The organism is Streptomyces sp. NPDC088261 (assembly GCF_044740805.1).
Classification (GTDB): domain Bacteria; phylum Actinomycetota; class Actinomycetes; order Streptomycetales; family Streptomycetaceae; genus Streptomyces.
The window spans coordinates 63,012-85,757 of sequence record NZ_JBIURL010000002.1; the positions used below are offsets into that span (position 1 = coordinate 63,012).

At 67.1% G+C, this 22,746-nt stretch carries 28 protein-coding genes and 1 pseudogene; 23 read left to right on the forward strand and 6 right to left on the reverse strand.

The genetic code is table 11. The annotated features are described in order from the left end of the window. The first annotated feature begins 327 nt into the window (after positions 1–327). From ACIODU_RS04230 to ACIODU_RS04240, 3 genes are all read left to right on the forward strand, one after another. Positions 328–684, forward strand: coding sequence for a hypothetical protein (locus ACIODU_RS04230; protein WP_401763670.1), 357 nt, complete (start codon positions 328–330; stop codon positions 682–684). Between the two features lie 290 nt (positions 685–974). Then, positions 975–1,244, forward strand: a complete 270-nt coding sequence (locus ACIODU_RS04235; protein WP_401763672.1) for a helix-turn-helix domain-containing protein — start codon at positions 975–977, stop codon at positions 1,242–1,244. 129 nt (positions 1,245–1,373) lie between these two features. Continuing rightward, a complete protein-coding gene (locus ACIODU_RS04240; RefSeq protein WP_401763675.1) occupies positions 1,374–1,604 on the forward strand; it encodes a hypothetical protein in 231 nt (76 codons plus the stop codon). A 346-nt stretch (positions 1,605–1,950) separates the two neighbouring features. Here ACIODU_RS04240 and ACIODU_RS04245 read toward each other — a convergent pair whose 3' ends face one another. The 3 genes from ACIODU_RS04245 to ACIODU_RS04255 all read right to left on the reverse strand — a co-directional run bounded on the left by ACIODU_RS04245 (position 1,951) and on the right by ACIODU_RS04255 (position 3,531). Then, positions 1,951–2,247 (reverse strand): hypothetical protein, encoded by a 297-nt coding sequence (locus tag ACIODU_RS04245; protein ID WP_401763677.1) that lies wholly within the window; start codon positions 2,245–2,247, stop codon positions 1,951–1,953. Positions 2,248–2,309: 62 nt separating this feature from the next. Beyond that, positions 2,310–2,690 carry a hypothetical protein gene (locus ACIODU_RS04250; protein ID WP_401763680.1) on the reverse strand — a complete coding sequence of 127 codons (381 nt, stop codon included), beginning with the start codon at positions 2,688–2,690 and terminating at the stop codon, positions 2,310–2,312. Between the two features lie 421 nt (positions 2,691–3,111). Beyond that, a complete protein-coding gene (locus ACIODU_RS04255; protein ID WP_401763683.1) occupies positions 3,112–3,531 on the reverse strand; it encodes a hypothetical protein in 420 nt (139 codons plus the stop codon). Positions 3,532–3,980: 449 nt separating this feature from the next. Between ACIODU_RS04255 and ACIODU_RS04260 the strand changes: the two genes are divergently transcribed. The 10 genes from ACIODU_RS04260 to ACIODU_RS04305 all read left to right on the forward strand — a co-directional run bounded on the left by ACIODU_RS04260 (position 3,981) and on the right by ACIODU_RS04305 (position 11,106). Beyond that, positions 3,981–4,562: a hypothetical protein gene (locus ACIODU_RS04260; RefSeq protein WP_401763685.1), complete on the forward strand. Its 582-nt coding sequence runs from the start codon at positions 3,981–3,983 to the stop codon at positions 4,560–4,562. Between the two features lie 412 nt (positions 4,563–4,974). Beyond that, positions 4,975–6,036 carry a hypothetical protein gene (locus tag ACIODU_RS04265; protein ID WP_401763688.1) on the forward strand — a complete coding sequence of 354 codons (1,062 nt, stop codon included), beginning with the start codon at positions 4,975–4,977 and terminating at the stop codon, positions 6,034–6,036. A 12-nt stretch (positions 6,037–6,048) separates the two neighbouring features. Continuing rightward, complete coding sequence (locus ACIODU_RS04270; RefSeq protein ID WP_401763691.1) at positions 6,049–6,618, forward strand: Imm21 family immunity protein; 570 nt, start codon at positions 6,049–6,051, stop codon at positions 6,616–6,618. After that, entirely contained in the window at positions 6,612–7,154 is a 543-nt protein-coding gene (locus ACIODU_RS04275) for an SUKH-4 family immunity protein (RefSeq protein ID WP_401763693.1), read from the forward strand. Before ACIODU_RS04270 ends, ACIODU_RS04275 begins: the two co-directional genes overlap by 7 nt. Before the next feature lie 168 nt (positions 7,155–7,322). Beyond that, the gene (locus ACIODU_RS04280; RefSeq protein ID WP_401763696.1) at positions 7,323–7,535 is read left to right on the forward strand and encodes a hypothetical protein; all 213 of its coding nucleotides are present in this window, start codon (positions 7,323–7,325) and stop codon (positions 7,533–7,535) included. A gap of 55 nt (positions 7,536–7,590) precedes the next feature. Continuing rightward, positions 7,591–7,842 (forward strand): hypothetical protein, encoded by a 252-nt coding sequence (locus tag ACIODU_RS04285; protein ID WP_401763699.1) that lies wholly within the window; start codon positions 7,591–7,593, stop codon positions 7,840–7,842. Then, positions 7,839–8,270, forward strand: coding sequence for a hypothetical protein (locus ACIODU_RS04290; RefSeq protein ID WP_401763701.1), 432 nt, complete (start codon positions 7,839–7,841; stop codon positions 8,268–8,270). The genes ACIODU_RS04285 and ACIODU_RS04290 overlap by 4 nt, the downstream gene beginning before the upstream one ends. Positions 8,271–8,948: 678 nt before the next feature. After that, positions 8,949–10,004, forward strand: a complete 1,056-nt coding sequence (locus tag ACIODU_RS04295) for a hypothetical protein (protein WP_401763704.1) — start codon at positions 8,949–8,951, stop codon at positions 10,002–10,004. Continuing rightward, on the forward strand, positions 10,001–10,450 hold the full coding sequence (locus tag ACIODU_RS04300; RefSeq protein WP_401763707.1) for a toll/interleukin-1 receptor domain-containing protein: 450 nt from the start codon (positions 10,001–10,003) through the stop codon (positions 10,448–10,450). Before ACIODU_RS04295 ends, ACIODU_RS04300 begins: the two co-directional genes overlap by 4 nt. Continuing rightward, positions 10,447–11,106, forward strand: coding sequence for a toll/interleukin-1 receptor domain-containing protein (locus tag ACIODU_RS04305; protein ID WP_401763710.1), 660 nt, complete (start codon positions 10,447–10,449; stop codon positions 11,104–11,106). The genes ACIODU_RS04300 and ACIODU_RS04305 overlap by 4 nt, the downstream gene beginning before the upstream one ends. Positions 11,107–11,167: 61 nt before the next feature. Here ACIODU_RS04305 and ACIODU_RS04310 read toward each other — a convergent pair whose 3' ends face one another. Both ACIODU_RS04310 and ACIODU_RS04315 read right to left on the reverse strand, forming a co-directional pair. Further along, positions 11,168–12,331 carry a hypothetical protein gene (locus tag ACIODU_RS04310; RefSeq protein WP_401763713.1) on the reverse strand — a complete coding sequence of 388 codons (1,164 nt, stop codon included), beginning with the start codon at positions 12,329–12,331 and terminating at the stop codon, positions 11,168–11,170. Positions 12,332–13,086: 755 nt separating this feature from the next. Next, positions 13,087–13,550 (reverse strand): annotated as a pseudogene (locus ACIODU_RS04315) (ATP-binding cassette domain-containing protein); the annotation flags it as partial. Between the two features lie 1,206 nt (positions 13,551–14,756). Between ACIODU_RS04315 and ACIODU_RS04320 the strand changes: the two are divergent. Next, positions 14,757–15,062, forward strand: coding sequence for a hypothetical protein (locus ACIODU_RS04320; RefSeq protein WP_401763716.1), 306 nt, complete (start codon positions 14,757–14,759; stop codon positions 15,060–15,062). A 333-nt stretch (positions 15,063–15,395) separates the two neighbouring features. Here the strand turns inward: ACIODU_RS04320 and ACIODU_RS04325 are convergent, their stop codons facing one another. Then, positions 15,396–16,064 (reverse strand): type III effector protein, encoded by a 669-nt coding sequence (locus ACIODU_RS04325; RefSeq protein WP_356419489.1) that lies wholly within the window; start codon positions 16,062–16,064, stop codon positions 15,396–15,398. 127 nt (positions 16,065–16,191) lie between these two features. Here ACIODU_RS04325 and ACIODU_RS04330 point away from each other — a divergent pair, with 127 nt between their 5' ends. The 9 genes from ACIODU_RS04330 to ACIODU_RS04370 all read left to right on the forward strand — a co-directional run bounded on the left by ACIODU_RS04330 (position 16,192) and on the right by ACIODU_RS04370 (position 22,741). Further along, positions 16,192–16,623 (forward strand): Hsp20/alpha crystallin family protein, encoded by a 432-nt coding sequence (locus ACIODU_RS04330; protein WP_401763719.1) that lies wholly within the window; start codon positions 16,192–16,194, stop codon positions 16,621–16,623. Between the two features lie 255 nt (positions 16,624–16,878). Then, complete coding sequence (locus ACIODU_RS04335; protein WP_356419484.1) at positions 16,879–17,310, forward strand: DUF2267 domain-containing protein; 432 nt, start codon at positions 16,879–16,881, stop codon at positions 17,308–17,310. A 232-nt stretch (positions 17,311–17,542) separates the two neighbouring features. After that, on the forward strand, positions 17,543–18,433 hold the full coding sequence (locus ACIODU_RS04340; RefSeq protein ID WP_401763722.1) for an RNA polymerase sigma factor SigF: 891 nt from the start codon (positions 17,543–17,545) through the stop codon (positions 18,431–18,433). Between the two features lie 145 nt (positions 18,434–18,578). Further along, positions 18,579–18,689 (forward strand): LPFR motif small protein, encoded by a 111-nt coding sequence (locus ACIODU_RS04345; RefSeq protein WP_356419479.1) that lies wholly within the window; start codon positions 18,579–18,581, stop codon positions 18,687–18,689. Positions 18,690–18,867: 178 nt separating this feature from the next. Further along, positions 18,868–20,175 (forward strand): acyl-CoA dehydrogenase, encoded by a 1,308-nt coding sequence (locus ACIODU_RS04350; RefSeq protein ID WP_401763725.1) that lies wholly within the window; start codon positions 18,868–18,870, stop codon positions 20,173–20,175. Next, positions 20,172–20,957: a PIG-L deacetylase family protein gene (locus tag ACIODU_RS04355; protein ID WP_401763728.1), complete on the forward strand. Its 786-nt coding sequence runs from the start codon at positions 20,172–20,174 to the stop codon at positions 20,955–20,957. The genes ACIODU_RS04350 and ACIODU_RS04355 overlap by 4 nt, the downstream gene beginning before the upstream one ends. Further along, positions 20,954–21,589: an SAM-dependent methyltransferase gene (locus ACIODU_RS04360; RefSeq protein ID WP_401763731.1), complete on the forward strand. Its 636-nt coding sequence runs from the start codon at positions 20,954–20,956 to the stop codon at positions 21,587–21,589. Before ACIODU_RS04355 ends, ACIODU_RS04360 begins: the two co-directional genes overlap by 4 nt. Beyond that, on the forward strand, positions 21,586–22,323 hold the full coding sequence (locus tag ACIODU_RS04365; RefSeq protein ID WP_401763734.1) for a glycosyltransferase: 738 nt from the start codon (positions 21,586–21,588) through the stop codon (positions 22,321–22,323). Before ACIODU_RS04360 ends, ACIODU_RS04365 begins: the two co-directional genes overlap by 4 nt. A gap of 226 nt (positions 22,324–22,549) precedes the next feature. Beyond that, the gene (locus ACIODU_RS04370) at positions 22,550–22,741 is read left to right on the forward strand and encodes a hypothetical protein (RefSeq protein WP_401763737.1); all 192 of its coding nucleotides are present in this window, start codon (positions 22,550–22,552) and stop codon (positions 22,739–22,741) included. Positions 22,742–22,746 lie beyond the last annotated feature (5 nt).

Genomic DNA, 22,746 nt, shown 5'->3' on the forward strand with positions numbered 1-22,746 from the left:
CTCCTCCCCTCCGCCCGACCAGACCACCACCGACCAAGAGCGGTCAGGAAAGTTGCGCCTTCGTACAAGACACCGGTCCCCCCCGAGAAGGCAGTCTGGGCGAACGCGCCAGTCGTGGTGAAGACGACGACCGGACAAACAAGCGGCTCCTGGGACCGGACCGGCCAAATAAGGGCTGGTCCGGTACGTTTCAGCGCTTCCACACGACGAATAGCCCTCAACGCAGCGGGCTGGACCTGAAGCCGCTTCGGGTGAGCAGGGCGCATCGAACATCCGGAATACCGAACACTCGGCGACAGCAACACTTAGACCTTGAGGGAGAAACCCATGCGTATTCGACTTGCACTCACCAGTGCGGTGGTGGGAGCCGTCCTACTGACCGGTGGTCTCACCACCGGTGCGCAGGCGGCATCCACGCCCATCGGCACGAACACCACGACAGCCGCGCCGATCACCACCGCCACCACTTCGGTAGCGAATGTCGAGACCACGGTGTCCTCGGGCGGTTATGTCAGGGAGGATGTATATGGGGCGTCTGACCCTGTCGTCTACAGCCCTTGGGGCGAGATTCTTGTCGTGCTTGGTTCGGTCCGAAACGACTACGGCAACAAGTGGTATGCGGTTCGGACCCCCGAGGCCCTCTACGGGTGGATCTACTGCGGGAACGTGACGGCCGGTTGCTGACCCTGGCCCCCGACTCCCAGCTCTGCCTGCATGATGCTCAGGCTCAGGGGCGAGACCAGGACCTCACCGGCACCACCGCCAAGAGCATCCTCGGCGGCTCCCGCCTTGCCGGTCTTGCCCTGGCCTCCGGCCGCATGGTCGCCATGCGGCGTCACATCGCACCAACCTGCGTCTGACGCTGCACCACGAAAAGCGGCGCGGAGAAGCCCCCGGCGGCGCAGGAGCAGCCGCCGGGGGCTTCATGCGTCGCCCGGGCCCACGGGGGAGGCGCCGGGAGACAGCACCGGGAAATGTTCCAGACCACCGGCCTAGTGCCGCTGCTGGCCGAACGAGGCCTCACCCTCTCGCGCGAGCAGGTCTTCCGCCTGGTAACGCAGCCGCCGCAGCAGATGTCGATGGACATCCTCGCGGCTCTATGCGACATCCTCGGCTGCCAGCCCAACGACCTCATCGAGGTCCGGGTCGTCAACGAAGAGGCACGCAAGACCGCCGGCGGCGAGACGCCCGGCCTGCTTCCGGCCGTGCGCCGGACCTCGATCCGGCGACCGGAGGGCCTGTGACCGCACCCTCGCCGACCGCTCCGTCGGCCGTCGCCCGTCTTGCCGCACAGGCGGCTCGGATGGAGGCCACCACGACAATGGCTCTTCCCGGGCAGCATGGTCCCCGGAAAGCCGATGTCCACACACGGCATGACCCAGAAACTGAACCGGCACGGCATCCCGGTTCGCACCGTCCGCAACGCGGCACTGGCCGCCCTTGCCGCTGACCTCCCCAGCCCGATCCTCGCCGACGTGACCGGTATGCACCGCCACACCGCACTCCGCTGGGTCGCCTACGCGCGACGCGACTGGGCCAAATACCTCGCCGCACGCGCCGAGGCGCATACTCAAAAACCGCAAGAGAGGAATGAAATAGCATGACGGATAGCGACTTCATTCCGGGCGGCGAGATTGAAGTAGATGCACTCATGGGCAGCGAATACACGTCAACTTCGCGAACGAAGGAGCGAGACGAGTTTACTGAGGCGACTCGTGAGGAGATCTGTGATCTCCTTACTCAAATTATCGTTGATGTTGCCATTGCGGCTACGCCGCGCGTTAAGAGATGGTGGGAGGATCAGGCACTTCCGACAGTAAAGTCTCAATGGGACAGGATGCCCCGACGGAACGACAGGCGACCCGCCACTACCGAAGTATAGGCCGCGATTGAGGCTACGGTCGTGGAATCCCCTCAAGAAGCGACTGCTGTACTTGATGAGCATAGAGTTCACATGAGCAGTGAAGAAGCGCAGGCGCGTCTTCTGCTGGCTCTCCTGGCTAAGGTATTCGGCGAAATCAGCCAAGCCTTGGTTAGAACGCCGGGCCAGTCTACGGTAATTTCAGAAAGCAATTGGTTGAGGACTAGTGGTGGAAGGTCGAACACCGGCTCCGGCTTCCCCCTCTTTCCGTGCATCGGCCGACTATCGAGCAGGAGTCCGATAGGTTTTTCCGGTTCGACCGTGCGCACGCGGGCCAGTTGATTTGCAAATTTGCTTTCCATCGCACGACCCAGACTGTTACGCATTTCTCCCACGGTGCAGGACCAGCCTCGCCCATCCGGCGACACGCGTCCAGACCAGCCTGCTGTTAGATCATTGAAGCCGATGGTGACCGGTGATCGGAATCAAGGGCTTCGCAGAAGCCGACGGCGGGCAGAGGAAACGGCCCCTGCGGAAGTTTTCTGAAGTCCACGAATGGCTTTCCACGCTCGACCGCCTTGCTGGCCGTATCCACCACGCGACGATAAAGGCGATCACGTTCCTTCTTGCTGGCACCCATCCATGGCCCTGCATCGATCGATACCAAGATTCCGCCGCCCGGTGCTTCCGCTGCTAGATCTCTAAGTAGATTGATTAGATCGCGGGCAACGGTATCCTGCGTCGCAACACGAAGAGGGTTTTCCCTGCGGTGCTGGCACCACAGTGTGATCAACGAATCCGGCGACACCATTGATCTCGATTTCTGCATCGACTGGAATTGCCGGGGTATACGAATACGGACTTTCCTGCCGCTCAGGGCTTCCCGTCAGTCCAGCCGACAACCCCTAATACCGGAGGCCGGCGATGAGGGAAGCGAAAGCCGTCAGCTCGCGAGGCTTGTCAATCATCAGCCGCAGAACAGACTCTGTCATGTTGGCCTGCCTGCTGGATACCACTCGAGCGCTTTGTTGCGCAACGCCGAAATCTCGCGCCCAATGCGGCGCTGCCCCCCGCTGCCGATTTCTCCAGCCACCGCCACACCGCACTCTGCGGGTTCACCTACGCCCGGGCCTCAGACAGCACGGAAGTAAGCCGAAAGAACGCGAAGAGGGCAAGCCACTGCAGTGCTGCTGTTCATCCGTCGGAGACGCTCGGCACGGCTACTTCCGCTCGAGGGCGAGCGTCCACCCTTACTCTCCAGCAGATACGTCAGGCAAAACGATTTCCCGAATGCGCTCCAGCTTCTGCTCTGCGGTCAACGCTTCGGAGTCGCCGCCAGCAACGCCGTTGAGGATGGACCGAACGTCCTCATCGAGGTAGTCCCGGGGGTCCAGAACGATCTCAATCACCTGACACCGAAGATCGCCCTCGGAGGCATCGAAGATCCACACCGACTGCTCTTTACGGGGCGTCTCATTGTGCTTGGGATCAAGCGGAGCGAGTGGGAAGTACCCCAGGCCAGCGTCCTTGATCGCCTCCGCCACCTCGACCAGAACCCACTTCCCGAGCTTCCCATAGCCGAGTTGCTCGCGAAGTTCTCCCAGCGTCGCTTTAGTCAGTCCACCTTCGGCACGGCACCGCGCCGCGATCACAGCCATCTCGTCAGACATACCAACGCCACCCATCAAGTTATGCCGCTACCGCCAGACACAACATTGACGCCCATCCACACAAAATGTCAACGATTCTACGGATATTATATCTACTCGATCTTGAATGTGAGTAGTTCTGCCTGGTCACAGAGGTCCGCTGGCTTCCTCCGCCAGCTCCGAACCACCGAAGCTCAGCCCCAGTGCCGCCGCAGGATGCACGTTCGCCGAGTCGCAGGAGCGGGGCGCAAGTATGGGCCAAGATCAGGACGAGGTCTGCCGGCGCAGATGAACGGACTCAGTCTCGGAGTCCTCTCGTGACAACGGGGGCTCTGGACTTGGGCTCCTCCATCAACGTGCCGGACGGGCGATCAGGCCGCGACCACAGACAGGGAGGAATACTGCACGGTTGGAATATCCCCCTCTCGCCAGTAGTGGCCAATCTGCGGCGTGGCTGCCGGGCTGAGGACGTGAAGTCCGGGGAACTGCTGCTCGGGCACCGGGGCAAGGGGTACGACCGGAACGCGGCGGAGACGCAGCCGCCGCCGACCCGTCCCTGGGCCGTCGTCAGCCCGGTGCACCGGGCACTCGCCCTGCTGGAGTCGCTACACGAGACGGACCTGCTGTTCCCCACCCGCCTGCCAGGCAGCGGCCAGCGCAAGAGCCGCGCGGGTGCGCGGACCTGGGACACCAAGAAGACCAACACGGAGCTGAAGCGAATGCTGGACTGGGTGAACTCCACCTTCACGCCCGTCAGCGGCGCTCCCGCGATACCGCCCGACCCGGCCAAGCGCCTGCACGCCTCGCGGTTTCGCCGGACGCTCGCGTACTTCATCGCGCGCCGCCCCTGCGGCCTGATTGCCGCCGCGTTGCAGTACGGCCACCTCAAGCCAAAAGTGACCTTGAACTACGCCAAGGCTTGGGAATTGCATCAGACGGGCGAGAAGGCGCAGGTCACCAGCTCATGGGGACGGCTTCACGGTCTCCGAGGCTACTACGAACTAGTGGGCCGGAGCAGGCATGTTGCCGAGGCGATCCCGTTTGATGCATGACCTGCCCTCCATAAGGGATGGTCTGGAGTGGTTCATCAGTAGAAGGTGGCCCTGGCCGGGGCGGCTCGTCTGGAGCTCGTGTCCGGCATGGTCCAGCTTCGTCCGAAGGACCGATGTTCGACGCGATGCTGAGAGGCTGGCGGGCTCAGCAGAAGTCGCGCGGCCTGAAGGACGAGACGATCGACCCCAGGGAACGGCTCGTCCGCCGGTTTCTCGAGTTCGCAAACGACTACCGTGGTAATGGAGACCGGCCCACAGGGACGAGTGGTCCGCCTCGCTGACGGGCGAGAAGCACCTCGCGCCGTCCGCGACCCGCAGCTACCAGGGCGACATCCGGCTATTCACCGAGTTCGTCATCGACGGCCGCTACGGCGGGGGACCTGCCTGCGAAGAAGCCTTCGCCGTCCACCCAGTGGCGATCGCTCACGAGTGGAACACCCAGCCTCACCTGCAGGAATACGAAGGCGATCCGGAAGCGAGGCCGTTCTCCCGCGAAGAACTGCAGCGGTTTCTCGACTACGCCGACGACCAGGTCGTACGCGCCGTGAAGCCCAAGCGGAAGGGCGCCCTCGCCGCCTACCGCGACGCCACACTCTTCAAGGTCATATACGGCTGGGGTCTTCGACGGACCGAGACGTCGAAGCTGGACGTGGTCGACTTCGGAGGAACCCGAAGGCTCGCCAGTTCGGCCGGTACTGCACATTCAACGTCCGCTACGGCAAATGAGCTCGGCACCGAAGGGCTCACGCTGCGGACCTGCACCCAGCCGGACCTGGAACGCTGGATGGCCGCCCTTACGGTCAGCTACCGCGACGAGACCGGCCACTCCATCCGCTGGTCGGTACAGCACCGGCATGCCCGCGACCTGACCTACGGCACCGTCCGCTGGAAGGGTCCGCTCAGCGCCATCGACAGCGAGAAACGCCGGGCCGACGCCCGGCGTCTCCTTAACGACGACACCCTGCCGACCCCGGACCGCGTCGCGGGACTGCTGCTGATCCTCTACGCACAGAAGATCTCCACCATCAGCCAACTCACCGTCGACGACGTGAACATCGGCGGCGACACCGTCGCGATCAAGTTCGGCACGTCGCCAGTCGTCCTCCCCGCACCGCTCGCCAATCTCATCCGTGAGCACGTCGCAACCCGCCGCGGCGAGGCCAAGATCGGCACTCCGGACGACGTTCCTTCGCTGTTCCCGGGAGGTCACCCTGGTCTCCCCCTCACCGACAGTCAGATCGGCAAACGCCTGCACCGAATCGCGATTTGGCACAAACGGGACCGTTCCACCGCGCTGTGCACTCTCGCGACCGAAGTCCCCGCCGCGATTCTCGCCCGGATGCTCGGGATCCACATCAAGGTCGCGGTCCAGTGGCAGCAAGCATCAGCCGGGGACTGGGCCGCCTATTCCGCAGACGTCAACCTCCGATCAAGCACCGCACCAGCACCCAGCGCCCCAACCACGCCCCGATAGCAAGGAAGAACTATGCACTGCGAAAACACCTGGGTGACCTCGGCCGGCGGACCCTTGATCCTCATTCCCCAGTCCGTCTGCGACCACTGGGGCGGCGCCCCGCGCACCTACCCAGACGACGAAGGCGACTACGGACGCGCCTGCGAGGTCGACGGCTACGTGGGGCTCATCGACGTCGGAGGCGCACAAGCGCTCGTCCTGGGCGACATGCCAGCCCGCACCACGTTCCTTCCCCAGCACAACGTCCTGGTCAGGGAGATCGCCGGCGACGAAGACGATGCGAACCTCTCCGCCCTCGTCGCTGATCTACTTCCCTGCGTGGAATGGGAAACGGGCCCCACCTGGACCGTCAATGAGCCAGTCGTCCTCTTCGACTCCGTTTACGAATCAACCGAGATCGCCAGGGAGGAACACCTGCGCATCGACCTCCCAACGGGCGAGTACGTGATCGAGGCGGGATACATCGAAGTCCCCAGTGAGTACCTCATCCTCGTGCGCCTCCTCTGCGACCAGCTGCCCCCTTCAGCTGGTCGAGCTGGGCAGCCCGCCGCATCCAACGGTCGGGGAGACCTCCAGTGCTGACCTACGAAGACCTGACCGCATGGGCCGGAGCCGAAAATGTCACCCGGGCCAACCCCGCCGACGTGGCCAGCTGGCGCATCCCCGAGCACCAGAAGGCCCTGCTCGTGAACATCGGCGTTCCCGTCGTCGATCAACTGATCGAGTACGTCACGTTCCAGACAGACCCGGCCCCCGCCCTTCGGACCGCATCGGGCAGCGTCCTGTACCAGCTCTCACGGAACCATCACGGAGACCTCGTGCCAGGTCTGCAATGGGCCTTCGGCGTCGAGCCGGACACCGGAAGGGTCTACTACGTCCTGCCCGACGGGGAAGCCTGGTTCGCCAACTCCTCCATCGACCTCTGGCTGCGGACACTGCACCACTACGGCCGACACGTGAGTCAGTCCCCGATTCTCAACGACCCGGACGAGCACGAGGACGAAGCCCTGGCCGAACTTCGCGACCTTGCGGAAGAACTCAAGGGGGTCGACCCACCCGCCTTCGAGGGCTACGTCGGCTTCATCTGGGCCGAGTTCCTCGAACGCTGGCTCTGGTGAAGGGCAGCGTTGCGGATGATCCAGAACCACGGTGGCTGTCGCCGCTCCGCTTAGCGTCGGCCTCAGGCTGAACGCCGTTCAACACCCACTCACGGGGAAGCATTCGGACAGTTCCCATACCCGACTCCACCATGAGCGAACGACGACTCGTGGCTCGACGACATCGCCGTGGAACGCCTGGAGATGGTCCTGGAACAGTCCGAGGACGATTGGACCCGCCTGGAAGAAGAGCACGAGCACGTCAGCGGCCCGGCCGCCGCGGAGTACCGCCGCCGCACTGCCGGCGCCGCAGTGTTTCTCGGCCGCACTGTACGGGCACAGGCGAGCGTGAGTCGCCTGCTGGCACAGGCGGACACCGATATCCACCCGGAAACGCCATGACCGCGAGCATCGTGCGGAAACCTCGGCCTGCCGCAAGGAGAAGCTCCTGCTCGGGTTGCCCGCCGACGACGGACCCGATGGATCGCTCTGCCACAGCACCTGCGTCAACCTCGCGTACACCGACCTGGACATCGCCGAACACCGTGCGCGCCTGCCCGTCCTGATGACGGAGGCCCTCGACCCGATGACCCCGCGCCCGCGCCGGGACCGCGCGGCCGCACAGGCCGACCTGATCCTCTCGGTGATCGAACAACACGAGATGTCGCGGCCCAAAGCCGTACACACGAAGGGCGGACAGACGACATGACCCGCTGGAGCAGGAGCCGGAATGCGGAGCGCGAGGCGATACGAGCCGCCGCGGAACGTCTCCTGGCCGGCACGCCCTTTCGCTCGACGACCGGGAGCCTCACCGGGACCGAGCTGATCGCCGAGTGCGGGCCACGGCGCGACGTCGTCCACGGCGACCACAAGGACCTCATGGAGGAGTTCAAGGCGCAGGCCAAGGCGCAGAACTTCAACCCGCAGGTCACCCAGCGAATGGCCGAGGGCAACGCCGCGCTGAGGGACACCCTGGAGAAGGCCAAGGACGAACTCGCCGCGGAGCGAGAGCGGGTCCGCGCCCTTGTCCGCGCCACTGCCGAGCTGTCACTCGAACTGGACCAGGCACGCGAAGAACTCGCAGCAGCCCAGCAGATCACACGACTACCCGGCCAACGAGACACCAGAGTCTCCTAGACTTTGGGGCGGGCAGGCCTCCCTCACTGCCAGATGGCGCCGAGTTGTCCAAGTACCCAGCTGCTTCCGTACAACTCGACAGTGGCGTTCAAGGCAGAGGGATACGAGTACCCAGCACGTCTGACCGATGTGGAACCTCGGCTCTGGGGACAGCAGTTGCCAGGCCATGCGCCGAGAGGTAGGGCGAACTGGATACCCTGCTGACCCAGCCAGTGAGATACCTCGCGCACCTCGGCGACCTCTGGATATCGGTTGCACCCAGCCAGCACGCCTCAAGCAGATCGTGTCGCAAGTTCGCTCAAAGACGCCCAGACACCTACAGATCCTCACATTTTTCCATATCCACTCACGAAGTGATGCCGGCACGGCATACTGCGCAGCACGTGAGATGCCTTGGGGGTTTCTGTGAGCCGTGCGCCGTTACGCCTATATCTGACCATCGGTGTGCTGAGCGCGACGTGTGTGATGACGTCATGCGGTGGATCGACCGATGGCAACCGGGGCAGTGCCCATTCACCGCTGGAGGGCACGCCAGGCTCGGCGTCGCCAAGCCTTGACGGCCCGTCAGCGTCCAAAGAACCGACGCCAGAGCCAACCGTTACACCTGGTCAGGAACTGGCGACATATCCAAGCAGCCAGGTGCCCCACCTAATGTCAGACGGCCGTATGCTCGCGGTTTTGAGTACGCCGACAGGCAGTGGACAGCAGCTGGATCTGTTCGACCTTCGGACTGGGCGGAAGGCGGACTCGATCAGCCTTGAGACGTCCGGCGAGTGGAAGAACGTGTGTGGGATCGCTCTCGTTCCACGAGGAAACGATGCGCATTCGATGCTTGTATCCACGAGCGTCGTGGCACAGCCGGCCGAAGGAATCCACCCCGCTTACGGCACCCTGACTTTCCGCGCCCACGACGCGATGACTGGCTCCTTGATCTGGAAGAAGGATGTCGACAAGGACAGTGAGGAGTGGGCCTCCAGTTGCGAAGGAGCAACCGCCAAGGAACTGAACTTGTCCGCCACTTCCGACGGCGCATACGCGCTGGTTTCCCCGGGCTTGGAGTCCTACGTCGTCAGCCTTGCTGACGGCAGCCTTCGGAAGGTGCCGGATTCGACAATCATCCTTGACCGCTGGCTCGGCGTGCCGCAAGAGGATTCCGAACACATCAATCCGGTATCCGTGGACATCGAGGCACCTGATTCAGGAAAGAAACTCGGTACCGTCAGCGATCAGGTGACGGAGGCTGGCTTCGAGTTCGGGAGCATCGCCACCTACCGAGATCTTCTGGTAGTCCTGAATGGTCAGGACGCCCAGGGGGAAAGCGCCGTAAAAGGCTACAGCCTCCCGTCAGGGAAGCCCGCGTGGTCATTGCGCCACTCAGACTTCGCCAATAGTGGCTACTTAGTCACGATGGACATGGACGCGGCAACAGCAACCGCAATCGTCTATGACAACGGCGGCGGTTCCATCGGCGCACTTGCGGCAGTCGACATCATGTCCGGGAAAATCAGGTGGGAGATCGACGGATCGGACGACTTCTGCGGAACCGCAGGTGGACGCGTCTACCTGAGAGTCAACAGCCAACTGGCTGTTCTCGACACGAAGACAAAGAAGCAGCTGCGCTTCGACAGCTCAGACACCGAGTGCCCGCACGTCTTCCCCGGGGCTTTGATGTACACAGGCGAGACATCGGAAGACATCACCAACACCTACCAGTACAGGATCGCGGCGCCATGACCTCTGCGAAAGTCGACTACTTCATCAGCTTCACCGGCGTCAACGCCGACTGGGCAGCGTGGATCAACGACGCCCTCGAAGAGGGCGGTTATCGAACGGTTATTCAGCTGCTGGACTTCGCCGTCGGCGGGAACTTCGTCGTCGACATGGATATGGCCCTGCACAACGCCGAGCGAATCATCCTCGTCCTCACTCCCGCCTTCCTGAAGTCCGGGATGACCAAGGCCGAGTGGACGGCTGTCTTCAGCCAGGACCCCAACGGCTCACGCCGACTGATCGTACCGGTGATGGTGGAGCCCACATCAGTCGAGGGGCTGCTTGGCCCGCGCACTTACATCTCGCTTGTCGGACTGGACTCGGACACTGCCCGGCGTACCCTTCTGGACAGTCTGCAGCCTGCCCGTTCCCGCCCCCGTTCCCGCGCTCCCTTTCCAGGTGCTCGATGACAGTAGACTTCTTCATCTCCTACGCCGACGACGACCTCTCCTGGGCCGAATGGATCGGATGGCAATTGGAGAACGAGGGATACACAGTCCGTCTGGGGGCCTGGGATCATGAGATCGCGGGGGGCAACAGTGTGCTGGCCCGTGACCGGGACCTCCAAGTCGCGAAACGGCTGATCGCGGTGGTTTCGCCCTCTTACCGCCTTTCGCCGCAGAGTAACGCTGAGTGGTCATCCTTCTTGCGTGACGACCCTTCAGGGGAAGGGCTCACAGTCGTTCCAGTACAGGTCGAGCCTGTCTCACGCAGTGCGTTGTTGGGTAATCTCACCCCCGTTGTCCTGCACGGTATGTCAGAGAAACAGGCTGCGGCCGTGCTCAAGACAGCCGTTACCCGAACACGCCTCAAGCCCTCGCGAGAACCGGGCTTCCCGGGACGCATTGCGCCACAGTTCCCTCGGGGCGCCGCTGCCACGAGCATGCGTGCCGACACGAAGTTCTTGCTGGTTCTGCTGCTGTTCGACGGCGCCTTCTTCTTGTACGGCGCCACCAGTTACAGCGGTGACGGGGGCAGTGCCGATCTGAAACGGGCGATCATCGCGATCGTGGCGTTCGTCTTCACCGTCGGCACTTTCAAGCGATGGTTCAAGCGCCGGTTCTGACCTCGGAGAGATAGGAAGGGGAGGCCGGGCCCCCGGCAAGAGGAAATCTGGGGCTCGCATCCTACCCGGCTGAGGGCAGGATACGAATCACCGCACCGTCTTCGGAGTAGTAGGAGTATTCGCCAAGCGGAATTCCGCAACCACCCCGATCCGCGCTGTACGAGATCTGGTCGCCGGTGCGAGGTTCGATCACCACCAACTGGCCGTTAGTGCTGACGGCCACGCCTCCGGCGTTCGCCGCGCAGACCTCGAGGCCAGGAAGGCTCCACAGCTTTTTCCCGTCGGCCAGCGAGATGCCAAGGTCCTTTTGTGCCTCGGGTGCGACCCCCTCCTTGTTGATTGCCGCCAGATCAGGGATCACCACGACACCAGCCTTCTCGGCGAGAATGACTTTTTGACTAATAGGACCGGTGTACGAGGTCCCTTTAATTTCCCAATTCACCTTGCCAGTGACAAGCGATCGGGACTGCAGTGCATAGGAAAGAGGATCTCCGGAAATGCGACGGGCGAGGAACAGAGTGGATCCGTCAGCCGAGGTAGCGAACTCTCCCGGCACCTCGGAGAGATCGGCGATGATGTCATGGTCAGGGAAGGAGAATAGCTTTCGTCCGGTCGCCGGGTCGGTGACCGGTACCGATTTCATCCCATTGAGACAGTTTGCGCATACCCCGTCGTACACCAGGATGGCGTTTCCCACAGCGCGCGGAAAGACGCCGTAACCGAGTGCCCGCGAGGTGCCGTCGGTGAGACTGATGACCCATTCACCATAGGCCAGCCACTGCTCATCTTTCGTCAGTGAGGCTTCATCTGCGTATGCACATCCTGCGAATTCCTCGGAATCAGCGACGAGAGGTTTGCGCCACCGCTCCTCGTAAGTCTTGACGTCGGTGGCAACGATCGACAGCGACTGGCTCGCCGGTTCCAGTCCAGTAGCCGGCTTGTCTGTTACCTGAGCCCAGATCAAGGATCCGGAACCGGGTGCCGAACCGGTGACGCCCAGGATGCAGCCACCGGCGAATTTCGTTACACTAGACCGCGCAATTTCTTTCCCGTCTGTCGAATGGGTGACTACGTTGTCTTCACCTAGAGAAACAAAGAAATTGCGGGCCGGATAGATCTTATCGACGCCTTCAAGCGCAGCCGTCTTTGTAAATAGCGCCTCATTTTCAGATCCGGAATTTTCACCTCCTCCGGAATCATCGGACCCGCTCGGCGTCGTGATCAAGGAAGGAGGATCTGAGGCGGGAGTACTCTTCTCGCCTTCCCCCTGAGAGTCACAAGAAGCCAGTAGGAAAAATACCGTCAGAATGGCAGGGAGGAATCTTTTGTGTGCCATTGACCCAGTCTAGCAGGACGTCTGCCGAGTCGCCCTGAAATCGCAGATTGGCAAGAGTAGCATTCTGCAATGACATCGTTATCGCATACCGCCACTTCGGCCGCACGGAGCAGGGCACTCATCGAAAACCCGTGCGGAGACTCCCGCCGCCGACGTGTGCCGCACCCCTTCACTCGCCCCTGAAGTGACCTATCGCAGTTGAAATATCATCTGATTCCTTACTAAAGTACCCTGAGATTAGGTTGCAACTGCGTGCCGCAGAGAGGGCGAGCAGCGAAGCTCGTGGATCCCGACAATTCCGACTCCGACATCCCACTTGCCTAGTGCATCGGCTGGTTGTCGCCGTGGATGTAGCCGACGGGCACCGGGCCGACGCGGCGAAGGCGGGCAGCGTGATACCGGATCAGCTGCTGCTCGTCCTGGTCGAGCCGGTCCCCGGCGCGAGCCAGGTACTTCTCCGCACCGTCGGCGGCGGCCACAGAGGCTTCAGCCTCCAGGCGGTCGCCGCGGTCGAGTTCACCCGCTGTCCGAGTGCGGGGACGATGTAGCGGTAGGCCCGGCTCTCCCGGGTGAAGAACTTCACCGAGAGCGAGACCTTCAGGCAGTGGCGTACCCCGCGTTCGCCCTCCAGGCGGGGACAAGGAAGTGAGCTGCGCGTACGTGCCTTCTTGGACGAGGCGGCTTCGGTCGAGGACGAAGATTCGGTCGGCCACTGCGACGTTGGCGAGGCGGATGGCGCGGTCCTTGGCCAGGTCCCGCAGGCCTGTGAAGACGTGGTGTTCGGCTCGGGCGTCGAGGGCGGCCGTGGGCTCGTCCATCACCAGCAGGCTCGCCTTCCGGTGGAACGCCGGGTGAGGATGACGCGTTGCCACTGCCCGCCGGACAGCTGGTGGCCTCCGAACCATTCGCTGGTCAGGAGGGTGCCGAGGCCGGAACGGAGGGCGGGGAGCATGTCCACGGCGCCGGACGCCCCGCAGGCCGCCATGAGCGCGGCGTCACTGGTGTCGCCCAGCCCGAGGGTGACGTTGTCGCGCAGCGTCAGCGGCAGGTAGGTGAACCGCTGTGGCGCTACCGCCACGTGCTGCCACGCCTCCCACGGCTCCAGCCGCAGGGCGCCGTCGTCGAGTACGGCGTTGCCGGGGCCCAAGTCTGGGTGGAGTGCCGTGGCGGTCCCGACGGTGATGAGTTGTTCCACGATGCGGGCGGCGGCGGGCGCGCCGGGGCCGAAGCCGCCGCAGGCCCCGGCCCGGCGGCCGCCCCTCGTTGTCCAGGACGCGCAGGTCCCCGCGGACCTACCCTTCCAGCGGGCGGGTGGCGTTGTAGGTGAAGAGGTTGCGCTGGGAGAAGGACGAAGGCGTCGAGGCCGGCGAGGGTCGCGCCGGGGGTGCGGGTGTGTACGTACGCGGCGTGCTCGGCCGGGTCGGGCTGTCACATCCAACCCGCACTCTCCCTGAAGCCGTCAGCCGCTTGTCTCTGAGGTGTCGCGCTCCAGGAGTACAGATCCATCGCATCCCTAGATGCCGGCGACGCTGGGAGCGTGGCCCTTGCGCGTGCCGGTGGGGATGGTCAGGTGGGGCTGGATATGCTCGACCGACTCGCCGTTCGCCCGGCGTCGCAGCACGGTGCGCGGCATGTCCTCGGTGGTGACGCGTGGACGGCCGCCGTGCTGGACCTTGCGAGCGCCGCGTTGAGCCCGTTGAGGGTCGACTCCTGGAAGTTCTCCCGCTCGGTCTCCGCCATCGCCGCGAAGAACGCGGAAAGCGGACGGCCTGGCCCGCTTGGGTCGTTCATCCCGGGCAGGGGCCCGGCGAGCGCTCCAGGACCAGGCCGGGGTCTCATCAGTCAGAAACTGCATCGGCACAAGGCGAACCGTAGCCAGCGCCAACAGAGCCGCCCGGCGACCTTTCCATGAACCCCACCAGGAGCCGCATACCAGGTGCCAGCCGACCATGATCAATCTTAGCGGCGCTTTCCGTACCGCCACTACTCACACCCGTATCACGGGCACCTGCTCGAAGGCCCCAGCGACGAAGCCGCGTGAGAGATTCGGGGACAGCGGATTCAGCGGCCTGCGAGGCATCGCTTGGGGACCACACGATGTGCGCAATAACGCACGATCGGGCCTCTCAGGCACACTATGCGCCCGGATTAGGTCTGTTATCTGCTCATAGTCTGGGTGACCCACACTCCTGGGGGTCAAGGGGTTGCAGGTTCAAGTCCTGTAGTCCCGACTTGCTTTTCGGCAGGTCGCAGGCGGTATCGGAGAAATCCGATACCGTCTTTTCGCCGTTCTTGGGGACCGGCTGGGGACCACGTGTCCGGCGATCTCGCGGAGGACGCGGGCGGAGGCCCCGGAGTCCGGGGACGTGTCGTCATCGCCCGCACCTACGGCACTGCGGGCCGCGTCACCAAGGGCGTGGAGCCCGGTGCCACCATCGGTTTCGTCCGCGAACCCTCGGGCACCCTGGTGTCCATGAGGACCGGGGGGAGCAGCCAGTACTACGTCACCGACGCGCTGATCATGCCTCCCGGCGCTGCCGGACTGCCGACCTGGGGGATCGTCCTTGTCCTCGGGGCCTTCATCGTGGCGGTGCTGGTCGTCGTGTCTCGCCGTCGATAGCTCGCGGCCCGGGGAACTGGGCGGTTGCCAGGGCTACGCCGTACGGCGGGGCGCCGCCGGGGCACCGCGGTGCACCCGTCTGCCTCCGCGGTCACCGCATGATCGTTCACACGCCGGTGATCAACGGGAAAACGGTGCCCGGACTTGTCGCGCCCCCAGCTGATCTTCCCTCAACACCGCACCCCTTCGCCCGGCACCGGCCCACGCCGCAGGAGACGCTGTCCTGCCCCCGTACATGGGCAGTCTCGGTGCACCCGAGGGCCAGGGACGCATCACCGCCGGCCTGCGGATGCTCCGCAGTGCTGCTGAGTGCTTGTGTCGTTCTGGGGGCCGTCATGTGGGGCCGGTCGTGCCTTGGTGCAGGCGGTCCGTGTGGTCGGTGAGGGCGTCGACCCGGTCGGCTAGTTCGGGGTGGGTGGGGCGGAGGGACGGGGCCGTGGCGGCCAGGGGGGCCAGGAGTGTCGTCGGGTCGTTGTCCGCCAGGGCCTGGTGCAGGTTGTCGACCAGGCCCTGTGAGGAGACCGGCAGGTCCGTGAGGGCGGTGATCTGGCCCGCCAGGCCGCGCAGGTCGGCGCCGTTGTCGCGGGCCCAGGCGGTGACGCCGCGGTCCGCGGCCCGGCGGTCGCGGGTCGCGCGCACCCGTTGCTCGCCGGTGCTTCCGGCGGCTCCGGGGCGTTGTCGCAGGTAGCGGCGTTCGGCGGCCTGGCGGCTCGCGACGCCGAGCGGCTCGGCGAGGTCCGCCCAGCTCGCGCCCGCGCCGCGCGCCGTCTCGACCAGGCCCGACTCCCATGCCGCGAGCTGATCCCGTATCCGGCGCAGCAGCAGCAGCGTGTCCAGGACATGCCGGGGGTCCGGCCCGCCGTCCTCGGGGGCGTCGGGCGCGTGGCTCCTGGCCGTCCGCAGGGCCTGGTCGATCGCTTCGAGGGCCGCCGCGGTGGCGAGGAAGGACGCCGGACCCGGCGCCTGCGCCGGGCCGGGATCGGGCTGGTCGGCCGCGGTCATGCGGGTCTCCTCCGGTCGCGTCATCCTCTGGACGACACCCTGGTTGTCATCCAATGGATGACATGCTACAACAGATCCCAGACGAAGCGCATGGGCAGTACAGCCCGGACCTTGGAGGTGTTTCGCGATGCTGATGCGCACTGACCCCTTCCGCGAACTCGACCGGCTCACGCAGCAGTTGATGGGCCCCGGCACGTGGTCGCGGCCGGCCGCGATGCCGATGGACGCCTATCGCGACGGCGACGACTACGTCGTGGTGTTCGATCTTCCCGGTGTGGCGCCGGACGCGATCGATGTCGACGTCGAGCGGAACATGCTCACGGTCAAGGCCGAGCGGCGCCCGGTACCCCGGGCGGACGCGATCCAGATGGAGCTCGCCGAGCGCCCGCTCGGGGTGTTCTCCCGGCAGATCGTCCTGGCCGACACGCTGGACACCGAACGCATCAGGGCCGACTACGACGCGGGTGTGCTGACGCTGCGCATCCCGATCGCCGAGCGTGCCAAGCCCCGCAGGATCAGCGTGAACGGGTCGGCAGGCACCCGGGAGATCTCCGGCTGAACCCGGGCCCCCGGGGCAGGAGGCGGTTATTCCGCCTCCTGCCCCTCCCGCCCCCGCGTCCGGCGCGGCTTCCCGTCCGGCGCGGCTCCCCGGCCGGTGGCCCCTCCCCGGCCGGCTCGATCACGGCCGCCCCTTCCCCCGTCGGCTGTCACCCGCAGAGGGCCCGTCCCCGACCGGCCCTCCGCGATCCCCCCGCGCGGTCACGTCGCCCGCTCAGCGCCGGACCGCCCTGACACGAGAAAGGCGAACCGAGTCATGTACCGCCCCGAGCCGAGTCGGCCCACCCCGGTGATGACGTACGAACAGATGCTGGAGAGGATCCAGTACGAAGGGGCCTATCCGACCCGGGAGCGCGCCGACAGGGCCGCGCGCGCCGTCCTCGCGGGCCTGGGCCGGCAGCTGACCGGCCAGGAGCGCGCCGACCTCTCCGCCGCCCTGCCCATCGAGGCGGCGCTGGCCCTCAGCGGGCAGGCGCCCGCCGCCGAGGCGCTCACCGGGTGGGGGTTCGTCAAGGACCTCGCGACCAGGACCGGCACCTCTCCCGCGATCGCGCGCTGGGACACCGGCTCGGTCTTCTCCGCGCTCGCCGCCCTCGCCGGCCCGGATCTCCTCGCCCGTACCATCGCCCAACTCCCGCCCGGATACGCGCTGCTGTTCGGGCAGGCCGAACTGGTCCAGGCCGCCTGAGCGGCCCCCGTCCCGGGACGCCGTCCGTCCGGCCGGTGTCCCGGGACGCGCGGGCCCGCGTAACGGGCCGGGCGCAACCCCCTCGTACTCCCGCGCGCGCTCACGCTCCCGCGTGCTTCCGCGCTTTGAGGTGTCTTCGCCAATTCACAGGTGTAAGGCCGGGAGGACAGGGCAGCAGCCGCCTCGGTCGTCCACATCCTTTGACCCGGCTCATCTTCTCGGGAGAGAAAACATGTCCATGCACCGCCCATCCGCGACGCTGCTCCGGGAAACGGCAGGAACCTCCGACGGTGACGCCCGGACCGGCGGGCTGCCCTGGATCGAGGACGCGGAGAAGATCGCGCCGAAGGACGCCAGGGACCTGTCGAAGCTGTTCTTCGACCGGTTGCGGGAGCTGGAGGAGGGCACGCACGCCCACCAGTACGCCCGCAACACGCTGATCGAGATGAACCTGTCCCTGGTCGCCTTCGCCGCGCGCCGCTTCCGCAACCGGGCGGACCAGATGGAGGACATCATCCAGGTGGGGACGATCGGGCTGATCAAGGCGATCGACCGGTTCGAACTCTCCCGCGAGGTCGAGTTCACCACGTTCGCGGTCCCCTACATCGTGGGCGAGATCAAGCGCTTCTTCCGCGACACCACCTGGGCGGTCCACGTGCCGCGCCGGTTGCAGGAGCTGCGGGTCGAACTGGCCAAGGCCAAGGACCACTTGGCGGTCGTCCTGGACCGCGATCCCACCGTGGGCGAAATCGCGAAGCACCTGGAGCTGACCGAGGAGGAGGTCATCGAGGGCCTGATCGCCTCGAACGGCTACAACAGCGACTCGCTCGACCTGCCCGCCGACTCCGGCGCGGACAACCGCGGCAGTACGAAGACCACGTCGCTCGCCGACTTCGTGGGCGCGGTCGATCCCGCCATGGAACTGATCGAGGACTTCCACAGCCTCGCCCCGCTCCTCGCCACCCTCGACGACCGGGAGCGCCTCATCCTGGAACTGCGCTTCGGCCAGGAACTGACCCAGGCGGAGATCGGCGAGCGCCTGGGCATCTCCCAGATGCACGTCTCGCGGCTCCTGTCGCGCACGCTGACCCGACTCCGCGCCGGGCTGCTCGTCGAGGAATGAGCCGGACGGGCGGGCGCGGCGCCCGCTCCCGGGGCCTACCGGGGGCGGGCGCCGCGTCGCTCACCTGATCGGCTCCGGCTCGTGGGCATATATCGCACCTTTTGGGTGAAATGCTTAGTGTGGGGATGTTCACACAGGAGGTCCCATGCTTACCGCAATCGCAGATGTGCTCCGTGCCATCGGTGGCGCCATCGCGACCGTCGTCACCCTGCCGTTCCGTGCCCTGGCCCGCCTGTTGGGCGGCGCCTCCGGCTGAGGGCGTGAGCCGGCGCGGTGGCCGCCCGTACTCCCGTGGCGGCCGCTCGTGCCCGTGACAGGGGCGGACCTCCTCGCGCCGCCGCCGACGACTTGTTTGCGCCGGTCGGGGGAGGGCAGGCGGCAGCGGCCCCCACCAGGAACGCGAGGGCGCCCGCTCTGTCCGTACAGGAGGAAAAGTGTCCGCTGACGCGAGCTCTCCCGCCGGGTCTCCGCCGACGGCCGGCCTCCCCGACCGCTCCGGTTTCCCGGATCAGCCTGGCCTCCCCGACCGCTCCGGCCCCGGCGACGATCCCGGCCTCCGGGACGATCCCGGCCTCCGGGACGATCCCGGTCTCCGGGGCGACGCGGGCTCCTTCGATCCCGACGCCGTCCGCCGTGCCGTCGCCGCCCGCTTCACCGCGCTGACCGACGCGGGCGCCCTCCGGCTGCCCCTGCCGGGAAAGGGACGCACGCGGGAACGCTTCCGCGCCCTCTCCGACCTGGCGCGCGAGGATCTGTCGCTCGCCCGGTTGGCCGAGGGACACACCGACGCCGTCGCGATCCTCCACGAGCTGGGCGGCCCGCTGCCGCGGGACGGCGAGCGCTGGGCGGTGTGGGCCGCCCAGCCGCCGGGCCCGGGCCTCACCGCCCGGGAGATCCCCGGCTCCGCGGCGGGCTCCCCGGCCGTTTCCGCAGCGGGGGAGAGCGGACCCGGTACGGTCCGCGCCGCGTCCGGGGAGGCGTACGAAACCACCGGCTGGCGGCTGAACGGCGTGAAGCCGTACTGCTCCGGCGCCCACGTCTGCACCCACGCGCTGATCAGCGCGGACACGGCCGACGGCCGTCGGCTGTTCGCGGTACGGCTCGACGCGCCCGGGGTCTCGCCGGTGCCCGGCACCTGGCAGGCGGTCGGTATGGCGGGCAGCGATTCACCCGACGTCGCCTTCTCCGACGTCCCGGCCGTGCCGGTGGGATCGGTCGGCGGCTATCTCGACCGCCCCGGGTTCCAGCACGGCGGGATCGGGGTGGCCGCGTGCTGGCTCGGCGGGGCGCGCAGCGTGGCCGACACGCTGTCCGCCGCGACCCGGCGCCGTACCCCCGACGCGCACACCGCCGCCCACTTGGGAGCGGTGGACGTCCTGCTCAGCGCCGCCGGGACGGTCCTCGACGCCGCCGCCGACGACATCGACGCCGACCCCGGCGACGCGCTGGGCGGCGGCCGGGTGCGCAGCCTGCGGGTGCGAGCCCTGGTGGAGAAGGTCTGCTCCGAGGTCATGACCCACGTGGGACGCGCCACCGGAGCCGGACCGCTGTGCCACGACGCCGGCCACGCCCGCGCGGTCGCCGACCTGACCGTCTACCTGCGCCAGCATCACGCCGAGCGCAACCTCGCCGAGCTCGGCCAACTCCTCAGCGACGTCGGCGAATCCGGCGAATCTAGCGGATCCAGCGGCGTGGGCGGCGTGGGCGCCACCGGCGGCCACAAGAACGCGGACGTCCGGTGAGCGCCGCGAACCGCCCCGTCGCGACCGGCCGCCAGGCCGCCGCCGACGCCATCGACGCACCCGGTACCCCGGAATCGGAGTGGGCCGCCTGGCCGCCCCTGGCCGGCCTCCCCGCCGTACCGCTCCCCACCGGCCCCGTGGTGGTCGTGGCCGCACACCCTGACGACGAGGTGCTGGGGTTCGGCGGGGCCATGGCGGAACTGGCGGCGGCCGGCACCGAGGTGCACCTGGTGTCCGTCACCGACGGCGAGGGCTCCCACCCCAGGAGCGCACAGATCGACCACGCCCGCATGGCCCGGGTGCGGGAGGCCGAACTCCTCTCCGCCCTCGCGGAGTTGGGGCTCCCGGACCTCCGACCCACCCGGCTGCGGGTGCCCGACACCCAGGTGCACCGGTACGAGACAGCGGTGGCCGACGCGATCGCCGGTCTGGTACGGGAGGTGGGCGCCGCCCAGTGCGTGGCGCCGTGGACGGGCGACCTGCACAGTGACCACGAAGCCGCCGGCCGCGCCGCCGCGGCGGCCTGCGCGGCGAGCGGCACGCCGCTGTGGCTCTACCCCGTCTGGATGTGGCACTGGGCGCGGCCGGGGGACCCGCGCGTCCCCTGGGCCACCGCCGCCCGCCTGCCGATGGCCGCCGGGACCCTCGCGGGGAAGCACCGCGCGGTGCGGTGCTTCACCAGCCAGACGGTGCCGCTCGCGGCGGGGGAGGAGAACGCGCCGATCCTCCCGCCGGACGAACTCGCCCACCACACCAGGCCGTTCGAGGTGGTCCTCCGATGACCGGGGTGTCCGGCGCCTCCACACCGGCCGATTACTTCGAGGGCATGTACCGGGGCACGTCCGACCCGTGGGATCTGGCCGGCCGTTGGTACGAGCGCCGGAAGTACGGGCTGACCGTGGCCTCGCTGCCCCGGCGCCGCTACCGCTCGGCCTTTGAACCCGGCTGCTCCGTCGGCGTACTCACCAGCCTGCTGGCCCCGCGCTGCGACCGGCTGCTGGCCACCGACCGGGTGCCGGCCGCGGTGCGGGCCGCCGCCGACCGGACCCGCGACCTTCCCCAGGTGGACGTCGAGCGGCTCACCGTGCCCGCGCAGTGGCCGGAGGGCCGCTTCGACCTGATCGTCCTGTCCGAACTGCTCTACTACTTCGACGACATCGCGCTGCGCGAGATCCTCGATCGCACGGTGGAGAGCCTGGAACCGGGCGGCACCCTCGTCACGGTGCACTGGAACCATCCCGTCGCCGAACACCTCCGTACCGGTACGGAACTCGCGCCGCTCCTCACCTCCGTACCGCAGCTCCAGACGCTCACCGACCACCGGGACCCGGACTTCGTCCTGCACACCTTCGCCCGGCGGCACCCCGACGGGCGACCGGTGCTTTCCCCGGCCGCCGAGGAGGGGCTGGTGTGAGCGGTGACGGTGGCCGCGACGGCCCGTCGGCCTGCGCCGTCGTCGTCCCGGCCCACAACGAGGCGGGTCACCTGGCCGCCACGCTCAGCAGCATCGGTACGGCGGCCCTCCACCACGACCTGGCGGGGGTCACGGTGCTCACCGTCGTCGTGGCGGACGACTGCACGGACGGGACCGCCGCAGCGGCCCGCGGCTTTGGCGCGCTGGTCGTCGAGGTGTCGCGCCGGAACGTGGGAGCCGCCCGGGCGGCGGGGGTCGCCGAGGCCCTCGACCGGCTGCGGGCCCACGGCGACGGCGTCTGGATCGTCACCACCGACGCGGACACGCTCGTACCACCGCACTGGCTCGCCCACCACCTGCGCCACGCGCGCGCCGGATGGGAATGCCTCGCGGGAACCGTACGGCTGGCCCCGCACGCGGAGTTGAGCCCGGCGACGGTCGCCCGCCATGACGCCCGTTACTTCGACGGACGCCCGGCCGTGCCCGCGCTCTGGTCCCATCCGCACGTCCACGGCGCCAACTTGGGGATCGCCGCGGCCGCCTACCGGCGGGCCGGCGGCTTCCCGCCGCTCCCGTACAGCGAGGACCGCGCCCTGGTCGCCGCGCTCGAACGCGACGGCCGCCGCATCCTCCGCACCGATCTGTGCCCCGTGCTCACCTCGGGCCGTCCCGACGCCCGCGCCCCGCACGGATTCGGCGCGCACCTCCGCGCGCTGGCGGTCACGGACAACTGACGTCGCCCGGCGGGGGGTTGGGTGGTGCGGACGGGTGCGGCTCAGGCCGGCTGTGTCTCGGCGCCCCGCAGGCGCTCGGCCAGTCTGGCCAGGGAGCGTTCCTGGAGGCGCCCGTAGCGGGCGACGCGTATGTCGCCGCCGGCCGCGTCGATGATGGCGAGCTGGCTTCGCCGGCGGCGTCGGCGACGGTGGCTACAACCTCCTGGTCTCCACGCTCCAGGACCTGGTGACCGCCACCGGCGGCACCGAGCTCAACCCGTGGGACCCGCCGGCCGTCTGGGCGGCCTGCCACGGCCTGGCGTTGCTGCGCCAGGACGCCGCGCTGCGGGTTCTGCCCGAGGAGGTCTTCACGCAGGCCCGCGACCGGGTCCTGGCCACCATCACCGCCGCCGTCCCGCTGGAATCCCCCGGGACCTGAGCGGT

Excerpts from the sequence above, each read along its gene's own strand:
- ACIODU_RS04235 (WP_401763672.1), top strand. The coding sequence starts at position 975 with ATGTTCCAGACCACCGGCCTAGTGCCGCTGCTGGCCGAACGAGGCCTC.
- ACIODU_RS04245 (WP_401763677.1), bottom strand. The coding sequence starts at position 2,247 with ATGCGTAACAGTCTGGGTCGTGCGATGGAAAGCAAATTTGCAAATCAA.
- ACIODU_RS04255 (WP_401763683.1), bottom strand. The coding sequence starts at position 3,531 with ATGTCTGACGAGATGGCTGTGATCGCGGCGCGGTGCCGTGCCGAAGGT.
- ACIODU_RS04290 (WP_401763701.1), top strand. The coding sequence starts at position 7,839 with ATGACCCGCTGGAGCAGGAGCCGGAATGCGGAGCGCGAGGCGATACGA.
- ACIODU_RS04330 (WP_401763719.1), top strand. The coding sequence starts at position 16,192 with ATGCTGATGCGCACTGACCCCTTCCGCGAACTCGACCGGCTCACGCAG.
- ACIODU_RS04345 (WP_356419479.1), top strand. The coding sequence starts at position 18,579 with ATGCTTACCGCAATCGCAGATGTGCTCCGTGCCATCGGTGGCGCCATC.
- ACIODU_RS04240 (WP_401763675.1), top strand. The coding sequence starts at position 1,374 with ATGACCCAGAAACTGAACCGGCACGGCATCCCGGTTCGCACCGTCCGC.
- ACIODU_RS04360 (WP_401763731.1), top strand. The coding sequence starts at position 20,954 with ATGACCGGGGTGTCCGGCGCCTCCACACCGGCCGATTACTTCGAGGGC.
- ACIODU_RS04340 (WP_401763722.1), top strand. The coding sequence starts at position 17,543 with ATGTCCATGCACCGCCCATCCGCGACGCTGCTCCGGGAAACGGCAGGA.
- ACIODU_RS04325 (WP_356419489.1), bottom strand. The coding sequence starts at position 16,064 with ATGACCGCGGCCGACCAGCCCGATCCCGGCCCGGCGCAGGCGCCGGGT.
- ACIODU_RS04270 (WP_401763691.1), top strand. The coding sequence starts at position 6,049 with ATGCACTGCGAAAACACCTGGGTGACCTCGGCCGGCGGACCCTTGATC.
- ACIODU_RS04305 (WP_401763710.1), top strand. The coding sequence starts at position 10,447 with ATGACAGTAGACTTCTTCATCTCCTACGCCGACGACGACCTCTCCTGG.
- ACIODU_RS04230 (WP_401763670.1), top strand. The coding sequence starts at position 328 with ATGCGTATTCGACTTGCACTCACCAGTGCGGTGGTGGGAGCCGTCCTA.
- ACIODU_RS04335 (WP_356419484.1), top strand. The coding sequence starts at position 16,879 with ATGTACCGCCCCGAGCCGAGTCGGCCCACCCCGGTGATGACGTACGAA.
- ACIODU_RS04250 (WP_401763680.1), bottom strand. The coding sequence starts at position 2,690 with ATGCAGAAATCGAGATCAATGGTGTCGCCGGATTCGTTGATCACACTG.
- ACIODU_RS04300 (WP_401763707.1), top strand. The coding sequence starts at position 10,001 with ATGACCTCTGCGAAAGTCGACTACTTCATCAGCTTCACCGGCGTCAAC.